General features: G+C 67.2%; 21 protein-coding genes. 3 read left to right on the top strand and 18 right to left on the bottom strand.

Features of this window, described 5'->3' with window-relative positions; all coding sequences use genetic code 11:
* Window positions 1-87: 87 nt before the first annotated feature.
* The 5 genes from H162_RS0102925 to H162_RS29970 all read right to left on the bottom strand — a co-directional run bounded on the left by H162_RS0102925 (window position 88) and on the right by H162_RS29970 (window position 4408).
* Window positions 88-1503: an IgA Peptidase M64 gene (locus H162_RS0102925; protein WP_020651948.1), complete on the bottom strand. Its 1416-nt coding sequence runs from the start codon at window positions 1501-1503 to the stop codon at window positions 88-90.
* 146 nt (window positions 1504-1649) lie between these two features.
* On the bottom strand, window positions 1650-1856 hold the full coding sequence (locus H162_RS33885; RefSeq protein WP_026354152.1) for a hypothetical protein: 207 nt from the start codon (window positions 1854-1856) through the stop codon (window positions 1650-1652).
* An 88-nt stretch (window positions 1857-1944) separates the two neighbouring features.
* Window positions 1945-3117 carry a cyanophycinase gene (locus tag H162_RS0102915; protein ID WP_020651946.1) on the bottom strand — a complete coding sequence of 391 codons (1173 nt, stop codon included), beginning with the start codon at window positions 3115-3117 and terminating at the stop codon, window positions 1945-1947.
* Window positions 3118-3226: 109 nt separating this feature from the next.
* Complete coding sequence (locus tag H162_RS0102910; protein WP_020651945.1) at window positions 3227-3664, bottom strand: GNAT family N-acetyltransferase; 438 nt, start codon at window positions 3662-3664, stop codon at window positions 3227-3229.
* A gap of 72 nt (window positions 3665-3736) precedes the next feature.
* A complete protein-coding gene (locus tag H162_RS29970; RefSeq protein ID WP_211223677.1) occupies window positions 3737-4408 on the bottom strand; it encodes a hypothetical protein in 672 nt (223 codons plus the stop codon).
* 140 nt (window positions 4409-4548) lie between these two features.
* On the opposite strand from H162_RS29970, the gene argH reads away from it, so the two are divergent.
* The 3 genes from argH to H162_RS0102890 all read left to right on the top strand — a co-directional run bounded on the left by argH (window position 4549) and on the right by H162_RS0102890 (window position 6982).
* Window positions 4549-5949 (top strand): argininosuccinate lyase, encoded by a 1401-nt coding sequence (gene argH, locus H162_RS0102900; protein ID WP_020651943.1) that lies wholly within the window; start codon window positions 4549-4551, stop codon window positions 5947-5949.
* Between the two features lie 61 nt (window positions 5950-6010).
* Window positions 6011-6682 (top strand): HAD-IA family hydrolase, encoded by a 672-nt coding sequence (locus H162_RS0102895; RefSeq protein WP_020651942.1) that lies wholly within the window; start codon window positions 6011-6013, stop codon window positions 6680-6682.
* A 72-nt stretch (window positions 6683-6754) separates the two neighbouring features.
* On the top strand, window positions 6755-6982 hold the full coding sequence (locus tag H162_RS0102890) for a hypothetical protein (protein ID WP_020651941.1): 228 nt from the start codon (window positions 6755-6757) through the stop codon (window positions 6980-6982).
* Between the two features lie 15 nt (window positions 6983-6997).
* Here H162_RS0102890 and H162_RS0102885 read toward each other — a convergent pair whose 3' ends face one another.
* From H162_RS0102885 to paaA, 13 genes are all read right to left on the bottom strand, one after another.
* The gene (locus H162_RS0102885; RefSeq protein WP_026354150.1) at window positions 6998-7462 is read right to left on the bottom strand and encodes a cupin domain-containing protein; all 465 of its coding nucleotides are present in this window, start codon (window positions 7460-7462) and stop codon (window positions 6998-7000) included.
* A gap of 59 nt (window positions 7463-7521) precedes the next feature.
* On the bottom strand, window positions 7522-9573 hold the full coding sequence (gene paaZ / locus H162_RS0102880; RefSeq protein WP_020651939.1) for a phenylacetic acid degradation bifunctional protein PaaZ: 2052 nt from the start codon (window positions 9571-9573) through the stop codon (window positions 7522-7524).
* A 63-nt stretch (window positions 9574-9636) separates the two neighbouring features.
* Entirely contained in the window at window positions 9637-10236 is a 600-nt protein-coding gene (locus tag H162_RS0102875; RefSeq protein ID WP_020651938.1) for a phenylacetic acid degradation protein PaaY, read from the bottom strand.
* Between the two features lie 3 nt (window positions 10237-10239).
* Window positions 10240-11445, bottom strand: coding sequence for a 3-oxoadipyl-CoA thiolase (gene pcaF, locus H162_RS0102870; RefSeq protein ID WP_020651937.1), 1206 nt, complete (start codon window positions 11443-11445; stop codon window positions 10240-10242).
* An 11-nt stretch (window positions 11446-11456) separates the two neighbouring features.
* Window positions 11457-12770 (bottom strand): phenylacetate--CoA ligase PaaK, encoded by a 1314-nt coding sequence (paaK, locus tag H162_RS0102865; RefSeq protein WP_020651936.1) that lies wholly within the window; start codon window positions 12768-12770, stop codon window positions 11457-11459.
* A gap of 23 nt (window positions 12771-12793) precedes the next feature.
* Window positions 12794-13225, bottom strand: a complete 432-nt coding sequence (gene paaI / locus H162_RS0102860) for a hydroxyphenylacetyl-CoA thioesterase PaaI (protein ID WP_020651935.1) — start codon at window positions 13223-13225, stop codon at window positions 12794-12796.
* Entirely contained in the window at window positions 13218-14735 is a 1518-nt protein-coding gene (gene paaH, locus H162_RS0102855; protein WP_040786262.1) for a 3-hydroxyacyl-CoA dehydrogenase PaaH, read from the bottom strand. The genes paaI and paaH overlap by 8 nt, the downstream gene beginning before the upstream one ends.
* A 2-nt stretch (window positions 14736-14737) precedes the next feature.
* Complete coding sequence (paaG, locus tag H162_RS0102850) at window positions 14738-15529, bottom strand: 2-(1,2-epoxy-1,2-dihydrophenyl)acetyl-CoA isomerase PaaG (RefSeq protein ID WP_020651933.1); 792 nt, start codon at window positions 15527-15529, stop codon at window positions 14738-14740.
* Between the two features lie 43 nt (window positions 15530-15572).
* Entirely contained in the window at window positions 15573-16649 is a 1077-nt protein-coding gene (gene paaE, locus H162_RS0102845) for a 1,2-phenylacetyl-CoA epoxidase subunit PaaE (RefSeq protein WP_026354149.1), read from the bottom strand.
* 28 nt (window positions 16650-16677) lie between these two features.
* A complete protein-coding gene (gene paaD / locus H162_RS0102840) occupies window positions 16678-17190 on the bottom strand; it encodes a 1,2-phenylacetyl-CoA epoxidase subunit PaaD (RefSeq protein ID WP_020651931.1) in 513 nt (170 codons plus the stop codon).
* A complete protein-coding gene (paaC, locus tag H162_RS0102835) occupies window positions 17190-17957 on the bottom strand; it encodes a 1,2-phenylacetyl-CoA epoxidase subunit PaaC (protein WP_371846839.1) in 768 nt (255 codons plus the stop codon). Before paaC ends, paaD begins: the two co-directional genes overlap by 1 nt.
* 8 nt (window positions 17958-17965) lie before the next feature.
* Window positions 17966-18250 (bottom strand): 1,2-phenylacetyl-CoA epoxidase subunit PaaB, encoded by a 285-nt coding sequence (gene paaB, locus H162_RS0102830; RefSeq protein ID WP_020651929.1) that lies wholly within the window; start codon window positions 18248-18250, stop codon window positions 17966-17968.
* 35 nt (window positions 18251-18285) lie between these two features.
* Window positions 18286-19275, bottom strand: a complete 990-nt coding sequence (gene paaA, locus H162_RS0102825; RefSeq protein ID WP_020651928.1) for a 1,2-phenylacetyl-CoA epoxidase subunit PaaA — start codon at window positions 19273-19275, stop codon at window positions 18286-18288.
* Window positions 19276-19367 lie beyond the last annotated feature (92 nt).

Below are 19367 nucleotides of genomic sequence, written 5' to 3'. Positions count from 1 at the left end.
TGTTTAACAACGGTTCCAGAATAGGTGCTCCCACTGCCCGGGTCTGTTAGGCATCCCACAAAGGCCGAGCCAAGTTGTAAGCAAAGATTACCGGCCGGCAGGCCCCGCATACAGGTCGATGATCTCGCTGATGCCGTCCTGGCACACCGGGCAGAACTTCTCGCTGCGGTCGAACATCAGGCATTGCATCGCCGGACGGTAGTAGCCGCTGGCCTCGTAGTTGGCGCCCTCGAAGGCCCCGACCGCGTGGCGGTGCGGGTGCTTCGCTAACAGCGCATTGGTGCGCTCCAGATCCTCGCGGAACAGCGCGTTCATCTCGGATTCCGGACGTCCGGCCGCGCGCAGCGCCGCGCGCCGCTTCTGGTAGGCGCGCGAGGTTTCCTCGTACTCGGCCTTCGGCCAGGGCGTCGGCAACGGCGTGCCCTCCTTCACGTGGCGCTTCCATTTCAGCTTGGCCGGGTCGCGCAGCGCGGTGGCGTTCGGCTCCCACGGTTCCTTGCGGCCGCTGGCGGCCTGGTAGGCGACCGGCGAGGTGTAGTACTCGTCGGCCAGCCCGGCGAAGTGGTGGCCGAATTCGTGCACGAACAGGTAGTCGGCCCAGGCGTTGCCGGCGGCGGCGGTGCTGAACTGGCCGAAGATGCCGCCACCGCCATAGGTATCGTTGTTCACCAGGATCTCGATGAATTCATACGGCGCATGCTGGGCGATGTCGCGCAGCGCGCGGTTGTCCAGGGTGAGCACATAGCGCTCGCTGCCGAAGATGTCGTAGCGGGTGCCCAGCGCGGACGGGTTGTGCACGCCGGTGGAGGGGCGCGTGATGCCGGACTTCGCGGTCGGCACCGCCATGGCCCAGACGTTGAAGTCTTTGGCGCGCTCGCGGAACGGCGAGACCGAGAACAGGTGCTGCGACAGGCGGCGCGCGTCCGCCTCGAACTTCTTCATCTCGGCCTGGGTATAGCCGTCGCCCAGGATCAGGAGGTCGACCTTGCCGGGCGACGGTCCGCTGACCTGGATCGGCACCGGCCTGGCCGGGGCCGGCGGCTGGCTCTTCACCACGTCCTGGGCATCGGCATCGACTTCGATGCTCCAGGCGACCGAGAACTCGTTGCGCTCGTCGCGCTCGAGGATGCGCACCCGCACCGGGCGGTCGGGTTTCGGAAAGCGCACCGACTCCTGGAAGCTGCGGCTGATCTTGCCCGCCTCCTCGGTGGTGCTCCACTCGCCGAAGATGGTCGAGAAGCCGCGCGAGTACAGCAGGTCGCCGGTCTTCGCATCGACCACCTCCACCCGGTTCTGGCCGCGGTTGGTGTCGTCGAGGTTCTTCGCCGGGTGGCCCGGCCACGGCAGCGGCTCGACCACGACGCGCTCGATCGCGTACTGGTCGCTCAGGGCGTTGCCGCTGTGGGTGTAGTCCACGCGGATGGTCTGGGGCTGGGCGGCATGGGCAGCGGCGGCGCCGAGCATGAGCGCGGCGGTGAACAGCTGGAGCGGGAGACGGCGCATCGCAATTCCTGTCTTGATGTCGAATCGCGACATTGTAAGCCTGCCAAGCCCATGCGGGGCAAGGCCGGCCTGCCTGTCCGCTGGTGGATGCGCAGGCGCGCATACTGGCCGAGCGCCTGCACGGCCGCTGCGAATGATCGCCCGTATCAGGCGCTCACGCCAAGCAGCGTGTCGCGCCGCAGCCGCAGCCGGGTGTGCGGGGTACGGATTCCCGCACACATGCCCCACGCCGCGGCCCAGCGCAGCGCACGGTCGGTCTCGGCGCCGAACGGCCTGGCGGCCGCTGCCCTCCTGAGTGCGATGGACATGCGCTGCATGGCATACAGCTTGTTTCTTGAGAAGCCTTTTGTCATGACTGCAGCATGGCCAGGCCGGCGCCGGTTCACAGTGCCTTACCTCACCGATGCGGCAATCCCGCGTTGCGGATGCGCCTGCGCGTGGCTATTTGTACTGGTAGAGCGGCCGCTGCACCACGATCGGCCGGATGTCGAGCCGCACGTTGTAGACCGAATAGGCCTCGCTCAGCGAGGACATGTAGCCGACGCTGTCGTTGGTGCGGGTGAGCTTGAACTCGAAGCCGAGGTCGGGCTGCACGCCGTTCGGGCTGTCGAGCGACAGCCCGATGGCTTCGGGCTGGTCGCTGTCGATCAGCTTGGCCATCAGGTCGACCACGGTGCTGTTGCCGAGGATGTCGGCCGAGAACAGCGGTTCGCGGTAATAGGGCTTGCCCGGGTCGACCTTGCCGTCGGCCTTGTCGAGCGCTGGCGTGAACACGCGGCTGACCAGGTTGAAGCGGTCGCCGTTGTCGAGATAGCTGAGGCGCGCGTTGGTGACGTTGAACACGCCGTCGTTGGTCCTGGCCTCGGTCAGGTCCACCAGCAGCGCGCCCCGGTAGCCGATCACCTCGACGTCGCGGTCCGGGCCGACCACCATGGCGGTGTTCTCGTCGATCCCGAGCCCGATCTTGTAGCCCTTCTTGAGCATGGCCGGCAGCATGCGCGCGAAGCGTCCGCGCACCAGCAGGTGCTGGTCGACGAACACGTCCTCGCCGATGAAGCCCAGTCCCGGGGCGATCTCGTCCTCGTCGCCCAGGCCGAGCTTGAGGGTCGCCAGCACCGGCTTGGGATAGCCGAACATGGTGCTGCTCATGATGGCCGCGCCGGCGCTGGAACCGGCGATCATGCCGCCGCGCCGGTACATCTCCCACAAGGCGTCGAGGACGCGCGTATTGCTGCCGTCGGGACGGCGCAGCGCGCGCGTGATGCGTCCCTGGTCGCCGCCCGCGAAATAGGCGCCGCCGGCGCTGCGGACCGCGGCCGCCAGCGCCGGATCCTCGGCGGCGATGGTGTAGTCGGTGTTGCTCAGGCGAACGGCGACGGGCACGAAGAATGCCTTGGCGCCATAGTGGTTGAAACGCTCGACCAGGAACCTGCCGGCCCGCTCGGGATTGGCCGAGGCCGAGGCGAACACCGCAATGCGCGCCCCCTTGCCGCCCGCCAGCTGGACCATGCGCTCCCAGACTGCCGCGTTGTCCGCGCGCAAGGCGCCGCCAATGATGACGAGCGAGCCTCTCGGCTGCCGCGGCTCGGCAGCCAGGCTGATGATACTCGCCATCAACACCAAGGCGAGCCAGGCGCGGACAAGAAACTGAAGCATACGGCGTCCCTTCGGTTACCCCTATCGTAAGCCTGATTGCAGACTTGCGTCGCCGTGTTGAGTATGCTCAGGACAAATAAATGTTCGGGAAATAGCGCTCCATCAGGGTCTCCGGCTGTTGCAGCGAGGTAAAGCCGAAGCGCTCGAACATGCCGTGCGCATCGGTGGTGGCGAGCATGAAGCGGCGCAGTTTCTGCAGGCTCGGATGGCGCAGCACCACGCCGATCAACTGCTTGCCGTAGCCGTTCCCGCGGTACTCGGGCACGACGAACACGTCCACCAGGTTGGCGAACGTGGCGTAGTCGGTGATCACGCGTGCGAACGCGATCTGGCGGCCGTCGAGGAAGCCGCCGAAGCACAGCGAATTCTCGATCGCGCGTTCGACGACCGGACGGGAAATGCCGATGGCCCAGGTGGACTGCTCGCTCAGGAAGCGGTAGATCAGCGGGATGTCGAGCCTGGTCTGGTCAGTGCTGACCTGGAAGCTGGAATCGTTCGTAATCATGGAACTCATCAATCTGCAAAAAAATCATTCTAGCGCCGATTGCAATTGTCATAAGTTCGATTGCGGCCGCGGTCAGCGGCTTTGCAGGTAGCGCTCCGGAAGGGGAAGTGCCGCGTCTTCGGCCCGCCATGCCAGGCTCAACACATACCAGCGCTTGCCGTCGTGGACGAGCTGGATGGTGTTGATCCCGCGCATGAATGGCGTCGCGTCGCCTGGCGCGTGACGCGCCTCGTAGGTGCTGAAGACATGGGCGATCTGGCCGAAACTGTCGGTGGTGCGCGCCAGTTCGGTCTCGAAGAAGCCCATGGTGGCAAAGTTCCTGCTGTTGCGGGCGATGTAGTCGTCGACGCTCATGGGGCGCATGACGATACCGCCGTCGGGACGCGCGCCGAGCGCCATCATCCGGCCCTCCGGCGTGAACAGGGAACGCATCCGGTCCCAGTCGCGCGGCGCGCCGGCGGCGCCCGAAATGACCTGGTACAGGGCGCCGACGATGGCGTCGATCGATGCCACGTCGGCCGGCCGCGCCGCCGGGACGGCGGAAGCCGGGGGCCTTGTCGGGGAAGCAGCTAGCGCAGGAAGAGCGGGCGCCGAGGGCATCGCGGGCAGTGCAGGCGCCGCAGGCGCCGCGGGCACGGCCGGCGCAGCGACGCCCGGCGCCCCTGGTTGTGCAAATGTCGTTGCAGGTGCGAATGCACCTGCGGCCAGCACAGCCGCCAGGGCGGTGCGGACGGATTGTCTCATCGACTTCCCCTTATTATTGTCATTTAGTGAAGCATGCGGCACATGATGACCCATTTTGGGTAGCTTGTCATCCGGCGCACAGCCAGGGTGCGGCGGCAGGCGGTTTATAATCGGTGGATACCCAACTGAAAATCCCCACCATGACTGCACAATTCTCCAAGAAAGCCGAAGCCTGGTCGGCGCGCTTCACCGAACCGGTCTCCGATCTCGTCAAACGCTATACCGCCTCCGTCTTCTTCGACAAGCGCCTGGCCGCGTTCGACATCCAGGGCTCGCTGGCCCACGCCGACATGCTGGCCGCGCAAGGCATCATCAGCGAACAGGACCGCGCCGAGATCGAGCGCGGCATGGCCCAGATCAGCGCCGAGATCGAGGCCGGCAGCTTCGAATGGCTGCTCGACCTGGAAGACGTGCACCTGAACATCGAAAAGCGCCTGACCGAACTGGTCGGCGACGCCGGCAAGCGCCTGCACACCGGCCGTTCGCGCAACGACCAGGTGGCGACCGACATCCGCCTGTACGTGCGCGCCGCCATCGACGACATCCTGGCCCTGCTGGCCGGCCTGCGCGGCGCCCTGACCGACCTGGCCGAGCGCCATGCCGACACCATCATGCCGGGCTTCACCCACCTGCAGGTGGCCCAGCCGATCACCTTCGGCCACCACATGCTGGCCTATGTCGAGATGTTCGGCCGCGACGCCGAGCGCATGCAGGATGCGCGCCGCCGCGTGAACCGCCTGCCGCTGGGCGCCGCGGCGCTGGCCGGCACCACCTTCCGGATCGACCGCCTGCGGGTGGCGAAGACGCTCGGCTTCGAGGACGTCTGCCACAACTCGCTCGACGCCGTGTCCGACCGCGATTTCGCGATCGAGTTCACCGCCGCCGCCTCGATACTCATGATGCACATCTCGCGCATGTCGGAAGAGCTGGTCATGTGGATCAGCCCGCGCATCGGCTTCATCGACATCGCCGACCGCTTCTGCACCGGCTCGTCGATCATGCCGCAGAAAAAGAATCCTGACGTGCCGGAATTGGCGCGTGGCAAGACCGGCCGCGTCTACGGTCACCTGACCGGCCTGCTGACCCTGATGAAAGGCCAGCCGCTGGCCTACAACAAGGACAACCAGGAAGACAAGGAACCGCTGTTCGACACCATCGACACCGTGACCGACACCTTGCGCATCTTCACCGACATGGCCGCCGGCATCACGGTCAAGGCCGAGAACATGCGCGCCGCCGCGCTGCAGGGCTACGCGACCGCGACCGACCTGGCCGACTACCTGGTCAAGAAGGGCCTGCCCTTCCGCGACGCCCACGAAGCCGTGGCCCACGCGGTGCGCGCCTGCGACGTCGCGAAGTGCGACCTGTCCGAGATGTCGCTCGACAAGCTGCGCGAATTCTCGCCGCTGATCGAGCAGGACGTGTTCGCCGTGCTGACCCTGGAAGGCTCGGTGGCGGCGCGCGACCACATCGGCGGCACCGCGCCGAACCAGGTGCGCGCGGCGATCGCCCGCGTGCGCGCCCAGCTGGCGGCACAGTAAGCCTCCCCCCAGGCCGCCGGCTGGCCCGGCGGCTTTTTCTCAACGCGTCGAAGAGACCTTCGTGATCCAGCCTCCCCTGCCCGACCGCGCGTATGCGGCTTTCCTGTTCGACATGGATGGAACCATCCTGACCTCGATCATTGCCGCCGAGCGCGTCTGGAGCGCCTGGGCCCGCAGCCACGGGCTCGACGTCGAAGCCTTCCTGCCCACCATCCACGGCAAGCGCACCGAGGACACCATCCGCAACCTCGGGCTGCCCGGAGTCGATCCGGTACTGGAAGCGCGCCGCATCACGCTGGCCGAGGTCGAGGACGTGGCCGGCATCGAAGCGATCGCCGGCGTCGCCGCCTTCCTCGACAGCCTGCCGCCGCAACGCTGGGCCATCGTCACCTCGGCCCCGCGCGCGCTGGCCGAAGCGCGCATCGCCGCCGCCGGGCTGCCGCTGCCGGCGGTGCTGGTCGCCGCCGAGGACGTCGCACGCGGCAAGCCGGCGCCCGATCCCTTCCTGCTGGGCGCGGAGAAGCTGGGCATGCGCCCGCAAGACTGCCTGGTGTTCGAAGACACCCTGGCCGGCCTGCAGGCGGCGCAAGCGGCCGGCATGGACAGCATCGTCGTCACCGCCACCCACCACCAGCCGCTGGATACCAGCGCCACCGACGTGCCCGACTATGACGAGTTGCGCGCCGTCCAGACTGCCGAAGGCCTGCTGAGGCTGCGCCGCGCGAACGCCTGAACGGCGTACTTGCACATGCTGCCTCCGCACCCACATGAAGGGTGCGTCTCATGATTGAATGCGGAGGTTGGCATGCATCGTTACAACAACGAGAGCGGGGAATCCGGCGTGGTCGCCTACGACATCGGCCGGGATTCGATCACGATCGAGTTCGCCGGTGGTGACCGCTATCTCTACACGGACCGCAGCGCCGGCGCTGAAAACATCGCGATCATGCGCGAGCTGGCCGAAGACGGCCGCGGCTTGTCGACCTTCATCAGCCAGCACATCCGGCAGCGCTATGCGCGCAAGCTCAACTGAAAGCGCGCACCGTGCCTAGTTGCGGGGCGGATACGGCGTGCCGTCCTTGTGCGTATAGCTGCCGGTCGCGTTGTCGTAGCGCAGGTCGACATCGGGATAGGTGGCGACATCGTCCTTGTTGCGCGAGCCGACCACCAGGAACACGCCCGGTCCCCAGCCGCGGTTGACCAGCTGGTGGCCATTGGGCCTGCCTGCCGGAAACGCGGCGCAATCGCCGGCCCGCATCAGGGTTTCGCCCTCGTCGGTGATCAGCACCAGTTCGCCCGACACCATCATCACGAACTCGTCCTCGTGCGAATGCCAGTGGCGCTGCGAGGACGCCGTGCCCGGCTGGAGTTCGACCAGGTTGGCGCCGAACTGGGTCAGGCCGCCCGCGTCGCCCAGGGCCTGCCGGGTGCGCCCGTCCACCGCCTCGGCGAACGCTTCGGGATAGCCGGTGCCGCTCATTACGGGAATACTGCTCAGGTCCAGTCTCGACATCGAAGCCTCCGTGGGTTGGGCGAGCAGCGCGGGCGGCGGATGCCGCCCGCGGCACGGCGTCAGCCGCGCTTCTGCACCAGCGTCAGGATATCGTAACTTGCCACCAGCTCGTCGTTCTGGTTGGTGACCTGTACATCCCAGGCCACCACGCCCTGGCCGCGTCCCTGTTCGTCAGTGCGGTTACGGTCGACCTTGCGCTTGCAGGTCAGGCGCGCGCGGATGGTGTCGCCGATCGCCACCGGCGCCACGAAGCGCAGGTTGTCCAGGCCGTAGTTGGCCAGCACCGGGCCCGGCGCCGGCGACACGAACAGGCCCGCCGCCGCCGACAGCACGAAGTAGCCGTGCGCGATGCGCTTGCCGAACTGCGTGTCCCTGGCCGCGATCTCGTCGAAGTGCATGTAGAAATAGTCGCCCGAGACGCCGCCGAAGTTGACGATGTCGGCTTCGCTCACGGTGCGGCGGTGGGTCAGCAGCGAGTGGCCGATCTCCAGGTCTTCGAAATGGCGGCGGAACGGATGCAGCTCGCTTTCCTTGACGGCGCCGCCGCGCACGTACTCGCCGGTGACGGCGGTCAGCATGGTCGGCGAGCCCTGCACCGCGGCGCGCTGCAGGAAGTGCTTGACGGCACGGATGCCGCCCAGCTCTTCGCCGCCGCCGGCGCGGCCCGGACCGCCGTGCTTGAGCTGCGGCAGCGGCGAGCCGTGGCCGGTGCTGTCGACCGCCGCTTCGCGCTCCAGGATCAGCACGCGTCCGTGCGAGGCGGCCGCCACCGGCACCGCGTGCGCGGCGATGGCCGGGTCCTTCGTGACGAGGGTGGTCACCAGGCTGCCCTTGCCGCGCGCGGCCAGCTCCAGGCCTTCGTCGATGTCGCGGTAGGTCATCAGGGTGCTGACCGGGCCGAAGGCCTCGACATCGTGCACGGCGTCGTTGACCATGGCGTTACGGCACAGCAGCAGGGTCGGCGAGAAGAAGGCGCCGTTCGCGCAGCCGTCGCCGACCGGGGCGAAGCCGTCGCGCGCGCTGAACAGGACTTCGTTGCCGCGCGCCAGCATCTCGACGCACTCGCTGACGTCGCGGTGCTGCTCCATCGAGGCCAGCGCGCCCATGCGCACGCCCTCGACCTTCGGATTGCCCACGGTGATCTTGGCCAGGCGCTCGCGCAGGCGTTCGCCGACCGCTTCGACCCGGCTTTCCGGCACGATGATGCGGCGGATCGCGGTGCACTTCTGGCCGGCCTTGCCGGTCATCTCGCGCGCCACTTCCTTGACGAACAGGTCGAATTCCGGGTCGTCGGGCGTCACGTCCGGCGCCAGGATGGCGGCGTTGAGCGAATCCGCTTCGGCGGTGAAGGGCACCGATTCGCGGATCAGTTTCGGGTTGCTGCGCAGCCTGGCGGCGGTGTCGGCCGAACCGGTGAAGGTGACCGCGTCGAAGCCGGTGAGGCGGTCGAGCAGGTCGCCGGTGCCGCCGATGACCAGCTGCAGCGCGCCTTCGGGGAGCAGCTGCGATTCCATCATCATGCGCACCACCGCGTGGGTCAGGTAGCTGGTGGCGGTGGCCGGCTTGGCGATGCAGGGCATCGCGGCCAGGAAGCTGGGCGCGAATTTCTCGAGCAGGCCCCAGATCGGGAAGTTGAAGGCGTTGATGTGCACCGCCACGCCGCCGCGCGGCACCAGGATGTGGGTGCCGGCAAAGCCGCCGCGCTTGCCCAGCGCCATGGCCGGGCCTTCATGCAGCACGTTCGACGAGGGCAGCTCGCGGCTGCCCATGCTGGCGTAGGCGAACAGGGTGCCGATGCCGCCTTCGACGTCGACCCAGCTGTCGGCGCGGGTGGCGCCGGTCAGGTGCGAGATCTCGTACAGTTCTTCCTTGCGCTCCATCAGGTACAGGGCCAGCGCCTTCAGGTTCTGGGCGCGCTTCTGGAAGTCGAGCTGCATCAGGGAGCGGATGCCGGTCTTGCGCGCGTAGGTGATGGCTTCGTCGAAGTCGATCTTCTCGGCGTGGGTGTGGTAGATCAGCTGGTTGTCCAGGGCGCTGTGCAGCGGGGTCTGGGATTCGGCGCCGAGCCAGCGGCCGGCGATCAGGCTTTGCAGTGTCGCTACGTGATGCATGTTCTTGTGTCTCCTTGAGTTCTGTTCGTCGTCGATGCGGGTCTTGTGTGTGTGTGTCCGCCGCTATCCCTTCAGCTTGTGGGTCTCCGCCTCGTCAAACCCGATTCCCTTGCGGCCCGGCTCCACCTCGGTGAACGCCTCGACTTCGCGCATGGTCTGCAGCGAGCGCAGCGCCAGCTCGTGGTACTGGCGGGTGCCGAAGCTCTTCCACTTCACGTCCTCGTCGGTCAGTTCGCGCATCACCTTCGCCGGCGTGCCCATCGCCATCGAGCGCGGCGGGATGATCATGCCGGCCTTCACGAAGCTCATGGCCGCCACGATCGACTCCTCGCCGACGACGGCGCGGTCCATGACGACCGCATTCATGCCCACCATCGCGTTGCGCCTGATGCGGCAGCCGTGCAGCACGGCGCCATGGCCGATGTGTCCATCCACCTCGACCACGGTCTCCTCGCCCGCGAAGCCGTGCATCACGCAGGTATCCTGCAGGTTGGCGCCCTCTTCCAGGACCAGCCGCCCGAAGTCGCCGCGCAGCGACGCCGCCGGCCCGATGTAGCAGCGCGGCCCGACGATCACGTCGCCGATCAGGACCGCCGTCGGGTGCACGTAGGCCGTCGGATGCACGACCGGCCGCACGCCGTCGATCTCATACACCTTGACCATGGCTTACACCCGCTCGACGATCAGCGCGATGCCCTGCCCCACGCCGATGCACATGGTGCACAGCGCGTAGCGGCCCTTGATGCGGTGCAGCTGGCTGACGGCGGTGGTCATTAGGCGCGCGCCCGAGGCGCCCAGCGGGTGGCCGATCGCGATCGCGCCGCCGTTCGGGTTCACGTGCGCCGCGTCGTCCGCCAGGCCGAGGTCGCGCGTCACCGCCAGTCCCTGCGCGGCGAAGGCTTCGTTCAGCTCGATCACGTCCATCTGGTCCAGGCGCAGGCCGGTCCGGGCCAGCAGTTTTTTTACCGCCGGCGACGGGCCGAAGCCCATGATGCGCGGCGCCAGGCCGGCGGTCGCCATGCCGACCACGCGGGCGCGCGGCGTCAGGCCATGGCGGCCGGCGGCGTCGCCGGACGCCAGCAGCAGCGCGCAGGCGCCATCGTTCAGGCTCGATGCATTGCCGGCGCTGACCGTCCCGTCGGGCATGACCACGCCCTTCAGCCTGGCCAGCGCATTCATGTCGGTATCCGGGCGCGGCTGCTCGTCGGTGTCGAACACGCGCGAGTCGCCTTTCTTGCCGTGGATCGTGACCGGCACGATCTCGTCCCTGAAGAAGCCCTCGGCCTGGGCGCGCGCCCAGCGCTGCTGGCTGCGCAGCGCGAACGCGTCCTGGTCGGCGCGGTTGATGTTGAATTCCACGGCGACGTTCTCGGCGGTCTCGGGCATCGAGTCGATGCCGTACTTCGCCTTCATCAGCGGGTTCACGAAACGCCAGCCGAGGGTGGTGTCTTCGATCCTGGCCGCACGCGAGAACGCGCTGTCGGCCTTGCCCATCACGAAGGGTGCGCGCGTCATGCTCTCGACGCCGCCCGCGATCAGGAGCTGCGCCTCGCCCGCCTTGATGGCGCGCGCGGCGCTGCCGACGGCATCCATGCCCGAACCGCACAGGCGGTTGATCGTGTTGCCCGGCACGTCCTGCGGCAGGCCCGCCAGCAGCGCGGCCATGCGGCCCACGTTGCGGTTGTCCTCGCCCGCCTGGTTGGCGCAGCCGTAGTACAGGTCGTCGATCGCCGCCCAGTCCACGTCCTTGTTGCGCGCGATCAGGGCCGCGATCGGCAGCGCACCGAGGTCGTCGGCGCGCACGCCCGACAGCGAACCGCCGTAGCGGCCGAAGGGAGTGCGGATGGCGTCGCAGATATAAGCTTCGTTCATGAGGTCCTCGTTCAGGGTTTGGGGCGCTTGTCGACCACGCGCCTGGCCTTGCCGGTCAGGGTGCGCTCGATGCCTTGCGGCGGCAGCAGGGTGACCCGGGTGCTCACGCCCACGTAAGTCTTGATGCCATGCTGGAGTTCGCGGCACAGCGCGTCGACGCCGTCCGGCGCCAGTCCGCCGTCGCGCAGCTCGCCCAGCACTTCCAGCGTGTCCAGGTGGCCGTCGCGCGCCACCACCAGCTGGTACTGCGGCGCCAGCGCCGGCATCTTCAGGATCAGTTCTTCGATCTGGCTCGGGAACACGTTCACGCCGCGGATGATCAGCATGTCGTCCGAGCGCCCGGTGATGCGGCCCATGCGGCGCATCGAGCGCGAGGTCGGCGGCAGCAGGCGCGTCAGGTCGCGGGTGCGGTAGCGGATGATCGGCAGCGCTTCCTTGGTGAGCGAGGTGAACACCAGTTCGCCCTCTTCGCCATCCGGCAGCACTTCGCCCGTGTCCGGGTCGATGATCTCGGGGTAGAAATGGTCTTCCCAGATCACCGGGCCGTCCTTGCTCTCGATGCATTCGCTCGCCACGCCCGGGCCCATCACTTCGGACAGGCCGTAGATGTCGACCGCGTCGATGCCGGCGCGCTGCTCGATCTCGCGGCGCATGGCGTCGGTCCACGGCTCGGCGCCGAAGATGCCGACCTTCAGCGACGACCTGGCCGGATCCAGCCCCTGGCGCGTGAACTCCTCGATGATGTTCAGCATGTACGAGGGCGTGACCATGATGATCGAGGGCTTGAAGTCCTCGATGAGCTGCACCTGCTTCTCGGTCTGGCCGCCCGACATCGGCACCACGGTGCAGCCCAGGCGCTCGGCGCCGTAGTGCGCGCCCAGCCCGCCCGTGAACAGGCCGTAGCCATAGGCGACGTGCACCATGTCGCCGGGGCGTCCGCCGGCGGCGCGGATCGAGCGCGCCACCACGCCGGCCCAGGTGTCGATGTCCTTCCGCGTGTAGCCGACGACGGTCGGCTTTCCGGTCGTGCCCGAGGATGCGTGCACCCGCACCACCTGTTCGCGCGGCACGGCGAACAGGCCGAACGGATAGTTGTCGCGCAGCGTCTTCTTCTCGGTGAACGGGAATTTCGCCAGGTCGGACAGCGTCTTCAGGTCACTCGGATGCACGCCGGCTTCATCGAAGGCGGTGCGGTAGTGCGGCACGTTCTCGTAGGCGTGCCGGAGCGACCATTGCAGGCGTTCCAGCTGCAGCGCCTGCAGCTCGTCGCGGCTGGCGCGTTCGATCGGTTCCAGCTCGCCGGGAGCGGGAATGCGTTGGACCATCTCGACCTCCTTCTTCGGGTGTTCTAAAGTTCCGCCACCATGCCGCTGACGCGGTGCGACTTCCCCCGGAACAGGGCGACGATGCGCCCTTCCGGATTGGTCACGGTGACGTCGTAGACGCCGGTTTTCCCTTGCAGGGCCTGCTCCACCGCCTCGGCCACCAGCAGCTCGCCCGGCCGGCCCGGCGCCAGGTAATCGATGCTGCAGCCGGCGCCCACGGTATTGAAGTTGTGCGAGTTGCAGGCGAAGGCGAACGCGCTGTCGGCCAGCATGAAGATGTAGCCGCCGTGGCAGGTGCGATGCCCGTTGAGCATGTCGTCGCGCACCGGCATCGACAGGCGCGCGTAGCCGGGCCGGATTGCATCCAGGGTCATGCCCAGCGCCCGGGTGGCCTGGTCGCGTTCGTACATGGTCTTGCCGGCCAGTTCGGCCAGCGCCTGCGGATCGCTATGCATGGATGCGCGCTCCTGCAGGATCGGCGACCAGCCGGCGGCGCAGCAGCGGCGACACACGGTAGCGGTCCTCGCCATAAATGGCCGCCAGGTTCGACAGCACCTCGACGATGTGGCGCAGGCCCACGGTATCCGCCCACGCCAGCGGCCCGCGCGGGTAGTTCACGCCCTTCTGCATGGCGATGTCGACGGCGCGCGCGCTGCACACGCCCTGGTTGACGGCGTCCGCCGCCTCGTTGGCGAGCATGGCCACGGTGCGCATCACCGCCATGCCCGGCAGGTCGTCGATGCGGGTCACGGCAAAGCCGGCGGCCTGGAACATGCCGACCACCGCGTAATAAGCGGCGTCGCTGCACTGGTCGGCGCGCGCCAGCGCGATGCGGGTGGCGCCGGCCGGGTCCAGCAGCAGGTCGTAGACGACCGTGTCCGGATGGCCGTCGGCGCTCGCGCGTTCGGTGGCGCTGCGGCCGTCGGTCAGGAACACGGCTGCGCCCTGGCAGCTGAAACCGGGTCCATCGCGGTGCGACAGCGTGATGCCGGCAGCCTTCAGGCGGGCCGCCAGCGGGTCGGGCGCGCTGGTGTCGGCCGCCGCCGCTTCGGGCCGGGCCTGCGGCGCTTCGGTCTGCGGATCGGGTTTTGCGGCATGGTCGCCATAGCGGTAGAAGCCGCGGCCGGTCTTGCGGCCCAGGAAGCCGGCATTGACCATCTCCTGCTGCAGGATCGACGGGGTGAAGCGCGGATCGCCGAAATAGGCGTTGAACACCGACTGCGTCACCGAGAAATTGATGTCATGGCCGATCAGGTCCATCAGCTCGAACGGACCCATGCGGAAGCCGCCGCAGTCGCGCATCACCGCGTCCAGGGTGGCCGGATCGGCGGCCTGCTCGAGCAGCAGGCGCAGCGCCTCAGCGTAGTACGGACGGGCGACGCGGTTGACGATGAAGCCGGGGGTCGACTTCGCGTGCACCGGGTTCTTGCCCCAGGCTTCCGCGGTCGCGAAGACGGTGGCGGCGACGTCACGGCCGGTCGCCAGGCCGCTGATCACTTCGACCAGCGCCATCAGGGGCACCGGATTGAAGAAATGCATGCCGACCAGGCGCTCCGGACGGCGCAGGGGCGCCGCGATCGCGGTCACCGAGATCGACGAGGTATTGGTCGCCAGGATGCAGTGGTCGTTGACGATGGTTTCCAGCTCGGTGAACAGGGCGCGCTTGGCGTCCAGGTTCTCCACGATGGCCTCCACCACCAGGGCGGCATCGGCCGCTTCCTGCAGGGTATCGATGCGGCGGATGCGCTCGCGCGCCAGGTCCGACGCGACCGCGCCCATGCGGCCCTTCTCGACCAGTTTGGCATAGGCCTTGCCGATGCCGTCGATCGCCTTGTCCGCCGCCTCCGCACGGGTGTCGTACAGGAGGACCATGTGTCCGGACGCCGCCGCCACCTGGGCGATGCCGGAACCCATGGCGCCGCTGCCGACGACGACGACGATGCTGCCTGCCGCGAGTGCCTGCATGCTCATTCTCCCTTGAAGTGCGCCGGGCGCTTGGCGATGAAGGCGGCCACGCCTTCGCGGTAATCGTGGCTGTAGCCGAGTTCGCGCATCATGCCGGCTTCCAGCTCGAGCTGCTCTTCCAGCGAGTTGGCGTAGCTGGCCTGGAAGGCTTTCTTGGTGAAGGCCAGGCCCTTGGTCGGGGCGGCGGCGAAGTGCTCGGCCATGGCCATGGCTTCGTCCATCAGCGCTTCGTCGGGCACGCAGCGCCAGATCAGGCCCCATTGCTCGGCCTTTTCGGCGCTCAGCTTCTCGCCCAGCATGGCCAGGCCCATGGCGCGCGCCGGGCCGACCAGGCGCGGCAGGTGCCAGGTGCCGCCGGTGTCGGGGATCAGGCCCAGCTTGCAGAAGGCTTCGATGAAGCTGGCCGATTTCGCGGCCAGCACGATGTCGCAGGCCAGCGCCAGGTTGGCGCCGGCGCCGGCGGCCACGCCGTTCACCGCGCAGATCACGGGCATCGGCAGGTTCTTCAGGGTCAGGACCAGGGGAGCGTAGAACTTCTCGACCGATTCGCCGAGATCGACGCCGGGGGCGCCGGGTTCCACCGCGCGGTCCTGGAGATCCTGGCCGGCGCAAAAGCCGCGGCCGGCGCCGGTCAGCACGAGCACGCGGACGGATTTGTCGGCTTGCAGCTGGTCGAGGGCGGCGCGTACTTCGAGGTGCATGGCCTGGGTGAAGCTGTTCAGGCGATCGGGGCGGTTCAGGGTCAGCACCGCGATGCCGTTCTCGATCTTGAACTGGATGGATTCGTAGCTCATTGTTGTCTCCAAATCGTATTGTTGTCGTGGTGGCCCGATGCGCCTACTCTGCGATATCGAAATCGACGATGACCTTGTCGGTCACCGGAAAACTCTGGCAGCTCAGCACGAACCCGCGCGCCACTTCGTAGTCCTCGAGCGCGTAGTTCACGTCCATCTCCACCTCGCCCTCGAGCACCTTGCAGCGGCAGGTCGAGCACACGCCGCCCTTGCACGAATAACGCATGTCGATGCCCGCGCGCAGGCCGGCGTCGAGCAGCGATTCCTTGTCCTTGTCCATCGTGAAGCTGGCGGCATTGCCGTCCATGATCACGGTCACTTCGGTCTGGTGGCGCGCCCCCGCCTCGATCTGGCGCGGCTTGTGCTCGTGCTTCGGGATGCTGGCGGCGAACAGCTCGATGCGGATCTTTTCCTTGGCCAGGCCCGCCGCCTGCAGCGAACGCGACACGCCATGCATCATGTCTTCCGGCCCGCAGATGAAGGCCACGTCGATGTCGCGGATGTCGATCCAGCGCTGCAGGAACTGGCCGCACTTCTCTTCGGTGATGCGGCCGTTGAACAGCTCGATGTCCTGCTGCTCGCGGCTCATCACATAGACCAGGCGCAGGCGGTCCATGTACTGGTCCTTCAGGTCGGTCAGCTCGTCGCGGAAGATCACCGTCGACGAGGCGCGGTTGCCGTACACCAGGGTGAAGCGGCTCTTCGGCTCGGCCTGCAGGGTGGTCTTGATGATCGACAGGATAGGCGTGATGCCGCTGCCCGCCGCGAAGGCCAGGTAGTGGCGCTCGCTGGCCGCATCCAGCGGCACGTTGAAGTGCCCCATCGGCGGCATCACGTCGAGCGTGGCGCCGGGCTGCAGGCTTTCGTTGGCCCAGGACGAGAACATCCCGCCCGGGGTGCGCTTGATCGCCACGCGCAGCAGGTCGTCCTGCACCGCGGAGCAGATCGAGTAGGAACGGCGCACGTCCTCGCCTTCGATCATAGCGCGCAGGGTCAGGTGCTGGCCCTGGCGATACGCGAAGGTGTCCTTGAGGTCAGGCGGCACCTCGAAGGTCACGGCGATGGCGTCGCGCGTCTCGTGCTTCACCTTCGCCACCGTCAATGGATAGAATTTACTCATGGTCGCCTTGGTTCAACTTGGTTTCAACTTAGTGGCACTTGAAGTAGTCGAACGGCTCGCGGCAGTCGAGGCACTTGTACAGCGCCTTGCACGGCGTCGAGCCGAATTCGCTGGTCAGCTGGGTATGCGGCGAGCCGCAGTGCGGGCAGCTCACCTCGGGCGCGGCGCGGCGCCGGATGCCGGCGTGCAGGCCGCTGATGTCGATCGCCTGCTGCACCGGCGGCGCGATGCCGTAGCCCTTCAGGGCGGCCTTGCCGGCTGCGCTCATCCAGTCGGTGGTCCAGGCCGGCGACAGCCGGCTGACGATGCGCACGCGGTCCAGGCCATGCGCACGCAGCGCTTCCTCGACCGACTCGGCGATCACCTGCATCGCCGGGCAGCCCGAATAGGTGGGCGTGATCGTCACCACGCATTCGCCGTCCCGCAGGGCGACGTCGCGCACGATGCCCAGGTCCACCACCGAAATGACCGGGATCTCCGGATCGGCGACCTCGCCGAGCCAGCCCCAGACCTCATCGACGGTGACCTCCGGCGCGCTCATTACCACTGCGCTCCCGGATAGGCGCGCTGCAGGAACTGCATCTCGGCCAGGATGTAGCCGAGGCGCTCGCTGTGCCGGCCCTGCTTGCCGCCGCGCTGCATCCAGGCGTCCGGCGACGGCATGGCCAGGGTGGCTTCCCCGAACACTTCCGCCAGGTGATCGAGGAACATCCTGCGCAGCGGCTCGGAAGCAGGCGCGACGCCCTGCTCCACCATCGCGTTGTCGATGTCGTCGTAGATGAACATCTCGCCGCCGTACATCCACAGCTCGTCGAGGGCGGCCTGCATCTTCGCGTGGCTGGCATCGGTGCCGTCGCCCAGGCGCACCACCAGGTCGCCGCTGCGGCGCAGGTGGTAAGTGACTTCCTTGATCGACTTCTCGGCGATCTCGCGGATGCGCACGTCGCTGGAACGGGTCAGGCCATCCATCAGGAAGTAATGCCAGGTGTCGAACAGGAATTGCCGCATCATGGTGTCGGCATAGCTGCCGTTCGGCTGCTCGACCAGCAGGCAGTTGCGGTAGTCGTGGGCGTCGCGATGGAAGGCCAGGCGGTCCTCGTCGCGGTCCTTGCCTTCCAGCTCGCCGGCGTAGGTCAGCCACATGCGGGTCTGGCCCAGCAGGTCGAGGGCGACGTTCGACAGCGCCATGTCCTCTTCCAGCGCCGGGCCCTTGCCGCACAGCTGGCACAGCTGCTGCGACAGGATCAGCGCATTGTCGCCCTGGCGCAGGAGGTATTCGAATTTGGCATCCACAAATTTGGCATTCACGTCGGCGCTCACAGGTTCTTGACTTCTTCCGGCATCGGGAAGAAGGTCGGGTGGCGGTAGACCTTGCTGTTGGCCGGCTCGAACAGCGCTTCCTTGTCGGACGGGCTGCTGGCGACGATGTCGGCGGCGCGCACCACCCAGATCGACACGCCTTCGTTGCGGCGGGTGTAGACGTCACGCGCGTTGTTGATCGCCATCTCGGCGTCCGGTGCGTGCAGGCTGCCCACGTGCTTGTGGGCCAGGCCATGCTGGCTGCGGATGAAGACTTCCCACAGGGGCCATTCTTTGCTCATCGTGTTCTCCGTATGTTCTTATGTGCCGGCAGCGTTCAGGCGGCGGTCTTGCGGGCGGCTTTCTTGTCGGCGTGCGCGACCAGGGCGTCGCGGAACCACTCGCCGTCCTCATAGGCCTTGACGCGGGTGCGCAGGCGCTCGCGGTTGCACGGGCCGTTGCCCTTCAGGACGTTGTGGAACTCCGACCAGTCGATCTCGCCGAAATCGTAGTGGCCGCGCTCCTCGTTCCACTTCAGGTCGGGATCGGGAATCGTCAGGCCCAGGTACTCGGCCTGCGGCACGGTCTGGTCGACCATGCGCTGGCGCAGTTCGTCGTTCGAGAACAGCTTGATGCGCCATGCGGTCGATTGCGCGCTGTTGACCGACTCGGCGTCCGACGGGCCGAACATCATCAGGGACGGCCACCACCAGCGGTTCAGCGCATCCTGGGCCATCGCCTTCTGCTCGGGCGTGCCCCTGGCAAGGCTCATCATGATGTCGTAGCCCTGGCGCGCGTGGAAGGATTCTTCCTTGCAGACGCGGATCATCGCGCGCGCATACGGTCCGTACGAACAGCGGCACAGCGGAATCTGGTTGATGATCGCCGAGCCGTCCACCAGCCAGCCGATCGCGCCCATGTCGGCCCAGTTCAGGGTCGGGTAGTTGAAGATGCTCGAATACTTGGCCTTGCCCGAGTGCAGCGCGGCCAGCAGTTCGTCGCGCGACACGCCCAGGGTCTCGGCGGCGCTGTACAGGTAGAGGCCGTGGCCGGCCTCGTCCTGGATCTTGGCCAGCAAGACCGACTTGCGCTTGAGCGTGGGCGCGCGCGTCACCCAATTACCCTCAGGCAATTGACCGACGATTTCCGAATGGGCGTGCTGGGAGATTTGCCGAATCAGCGTCTTGCGGTACGCTTCCGGCATCCAGTCCTTCGCTTCGATCTTGATCCCGGCGTCGATACGCGCCTGGAACGCCTGCTCTTCAGCGCTCATGTCCTCTTCGGTGCGGACTTTCTTGAGGCCGGTTTCTACCAGTTGTGCATACATGTTTGTCTCCGTTGCAAACGCCTTCAATCCATAATACGATACAAAAAATCTGATGTACACAAAAATTTTGAATCATATTGCGATCCCGCAAA

Source organism: Massilia niastensis DSM 21313, assembly GCF_000382345.1.
Lineage (GTDB): Bacteria > Pseudomonadota > Gammaproteobacteria > Burkholderiales > Burkholderiaceae_D > Telluria > Telluria niastensis.
This window is presented reverse-complemented; position numbering and strand designations above follow the sequence as displayed.

Coding starts and splice junctions, on each gene's coding strand:
- paaD (WP_020651931.1), bottom strand. CDS start 17,190: ATGAGCGCGCCGGAGGTCACCGTCGATGAGGTCTGGGGCTGGCTCGGC.
- paaZ (WP_020651939.1), bottom strand. CDS start 9,573: ATGCATCACGTAGCGACACTGCAAAGCCTGATCGCCGGCCGCTGGCTC.
- pcaF (WP_020651937.1), bottom strand. CDS start 11,445: ATGAACGAAGCTTATATCTGCGACGCCATCCGCACTCCCTTCGGCCGC.
- argH (WP_020651943.1), top strand. CDS start 4,549: ATGACTGCACAATTCTCCAAGAAAGCCGAAGCCTGGTCGGCGCGCTTC.
- paaB (WP_020651929.1), bottom strand. CDS start 18,250: ATGAGCAAAGAATGGCCCCTGTGGGAAGTCTTCATCCGCAGCCAGCAT.
- paaG (WP_020651933.1), bottom strand. CDS start 15,529: ATGAGCTACGAATCCATCCAGTTCAAGATCGAGAACGGCATCGCGGTG.
- H162_RS33885 (WP_026354152.1), bottom strand. CDS start 1,856: ATGACAAAAGGCTTCTCAAGAAACAAGCTGTATGCCATGCAGCGCATG.
- H162_RS0102925 (WP_020651948.1), bottom strand. CDS start 1,503: ATGCGCCGTCTCCCGCTCCAGCTGTTCACCGCCGCGCTCATGCTCGGC.
- paaK (WP_020651936.1), bottom strand. CDS start 12,770: ATGGTCCAACGCATTCCCGCTCCCGGCGAGCTGGAACCGATCGAACGC.
- H162_RS29970 (WP_211223677.1), bottom strand. CDS start 4,408: ATGAGACAATCCGTCCGCACCGCCCTGGCGGCTGTGCTGGCCGCAGGT.
- paaA (WP_020651928.1), bottom strand. CDS start 19,275: ATGTATGCACAACTGGTAGAAACCGGCCTCAAGAAAGTCCGCACCGAA.
- H162_RS0102915 (WP_020651946.1), bottom strand. CDS start 3,117: ATGGCGAGTATCATCAGCCTGGCTGCCGAGCCGCGGCAGCCGAGAGGC.
- paaE (WP_026354149.1), bottom strand. CDS start 16,649: ATGAGTAAATTCTATCCATTGACGGTGGCGAAGGTGAAGCACGAGACG.
- H162_RS0102910 (WP_020651945.1), bottom strand. CDS start 3,664: ATGATTACGAACGATTCCAGCTTCCAGGTCAGCACTGACCAGACCAGG.
- paaH (WP_040786262.1), bottom strand. CDS start 14,735: ATGCAGGCACTCGCGGCAGGCAGCATCGTCGTCGTCGTCGGCAGCGGC.
- H162_RS0102875 (WP_020651938.1), bottom strand. CDS start 10,236: ATGGTCAAGGTGTATGAGATCGACGGCGTGCGGCCGGTCGTGCATCCG.
- paaI (WP_020651935.1), bottom strand. CDS start 13,225: ATGCATAGCGATCCGCAGGCGCTGGCCGAACTGGCCGGCAAGACCATG.
- H162_RS0102885 (WP_026354150.1), bottom strand. CDS start 7,462: ATGTCGAGACTGGACCTGAGCAGTATTCCCGTAATGAGCGGCACCGGC.
- H162_RS0102890 (WP_020651941.1), top strand. CDS start 6,755: ATGCATCGTTACAACAACGAGAGCGGGGAATCCGGCGTGGTCGCCTAC.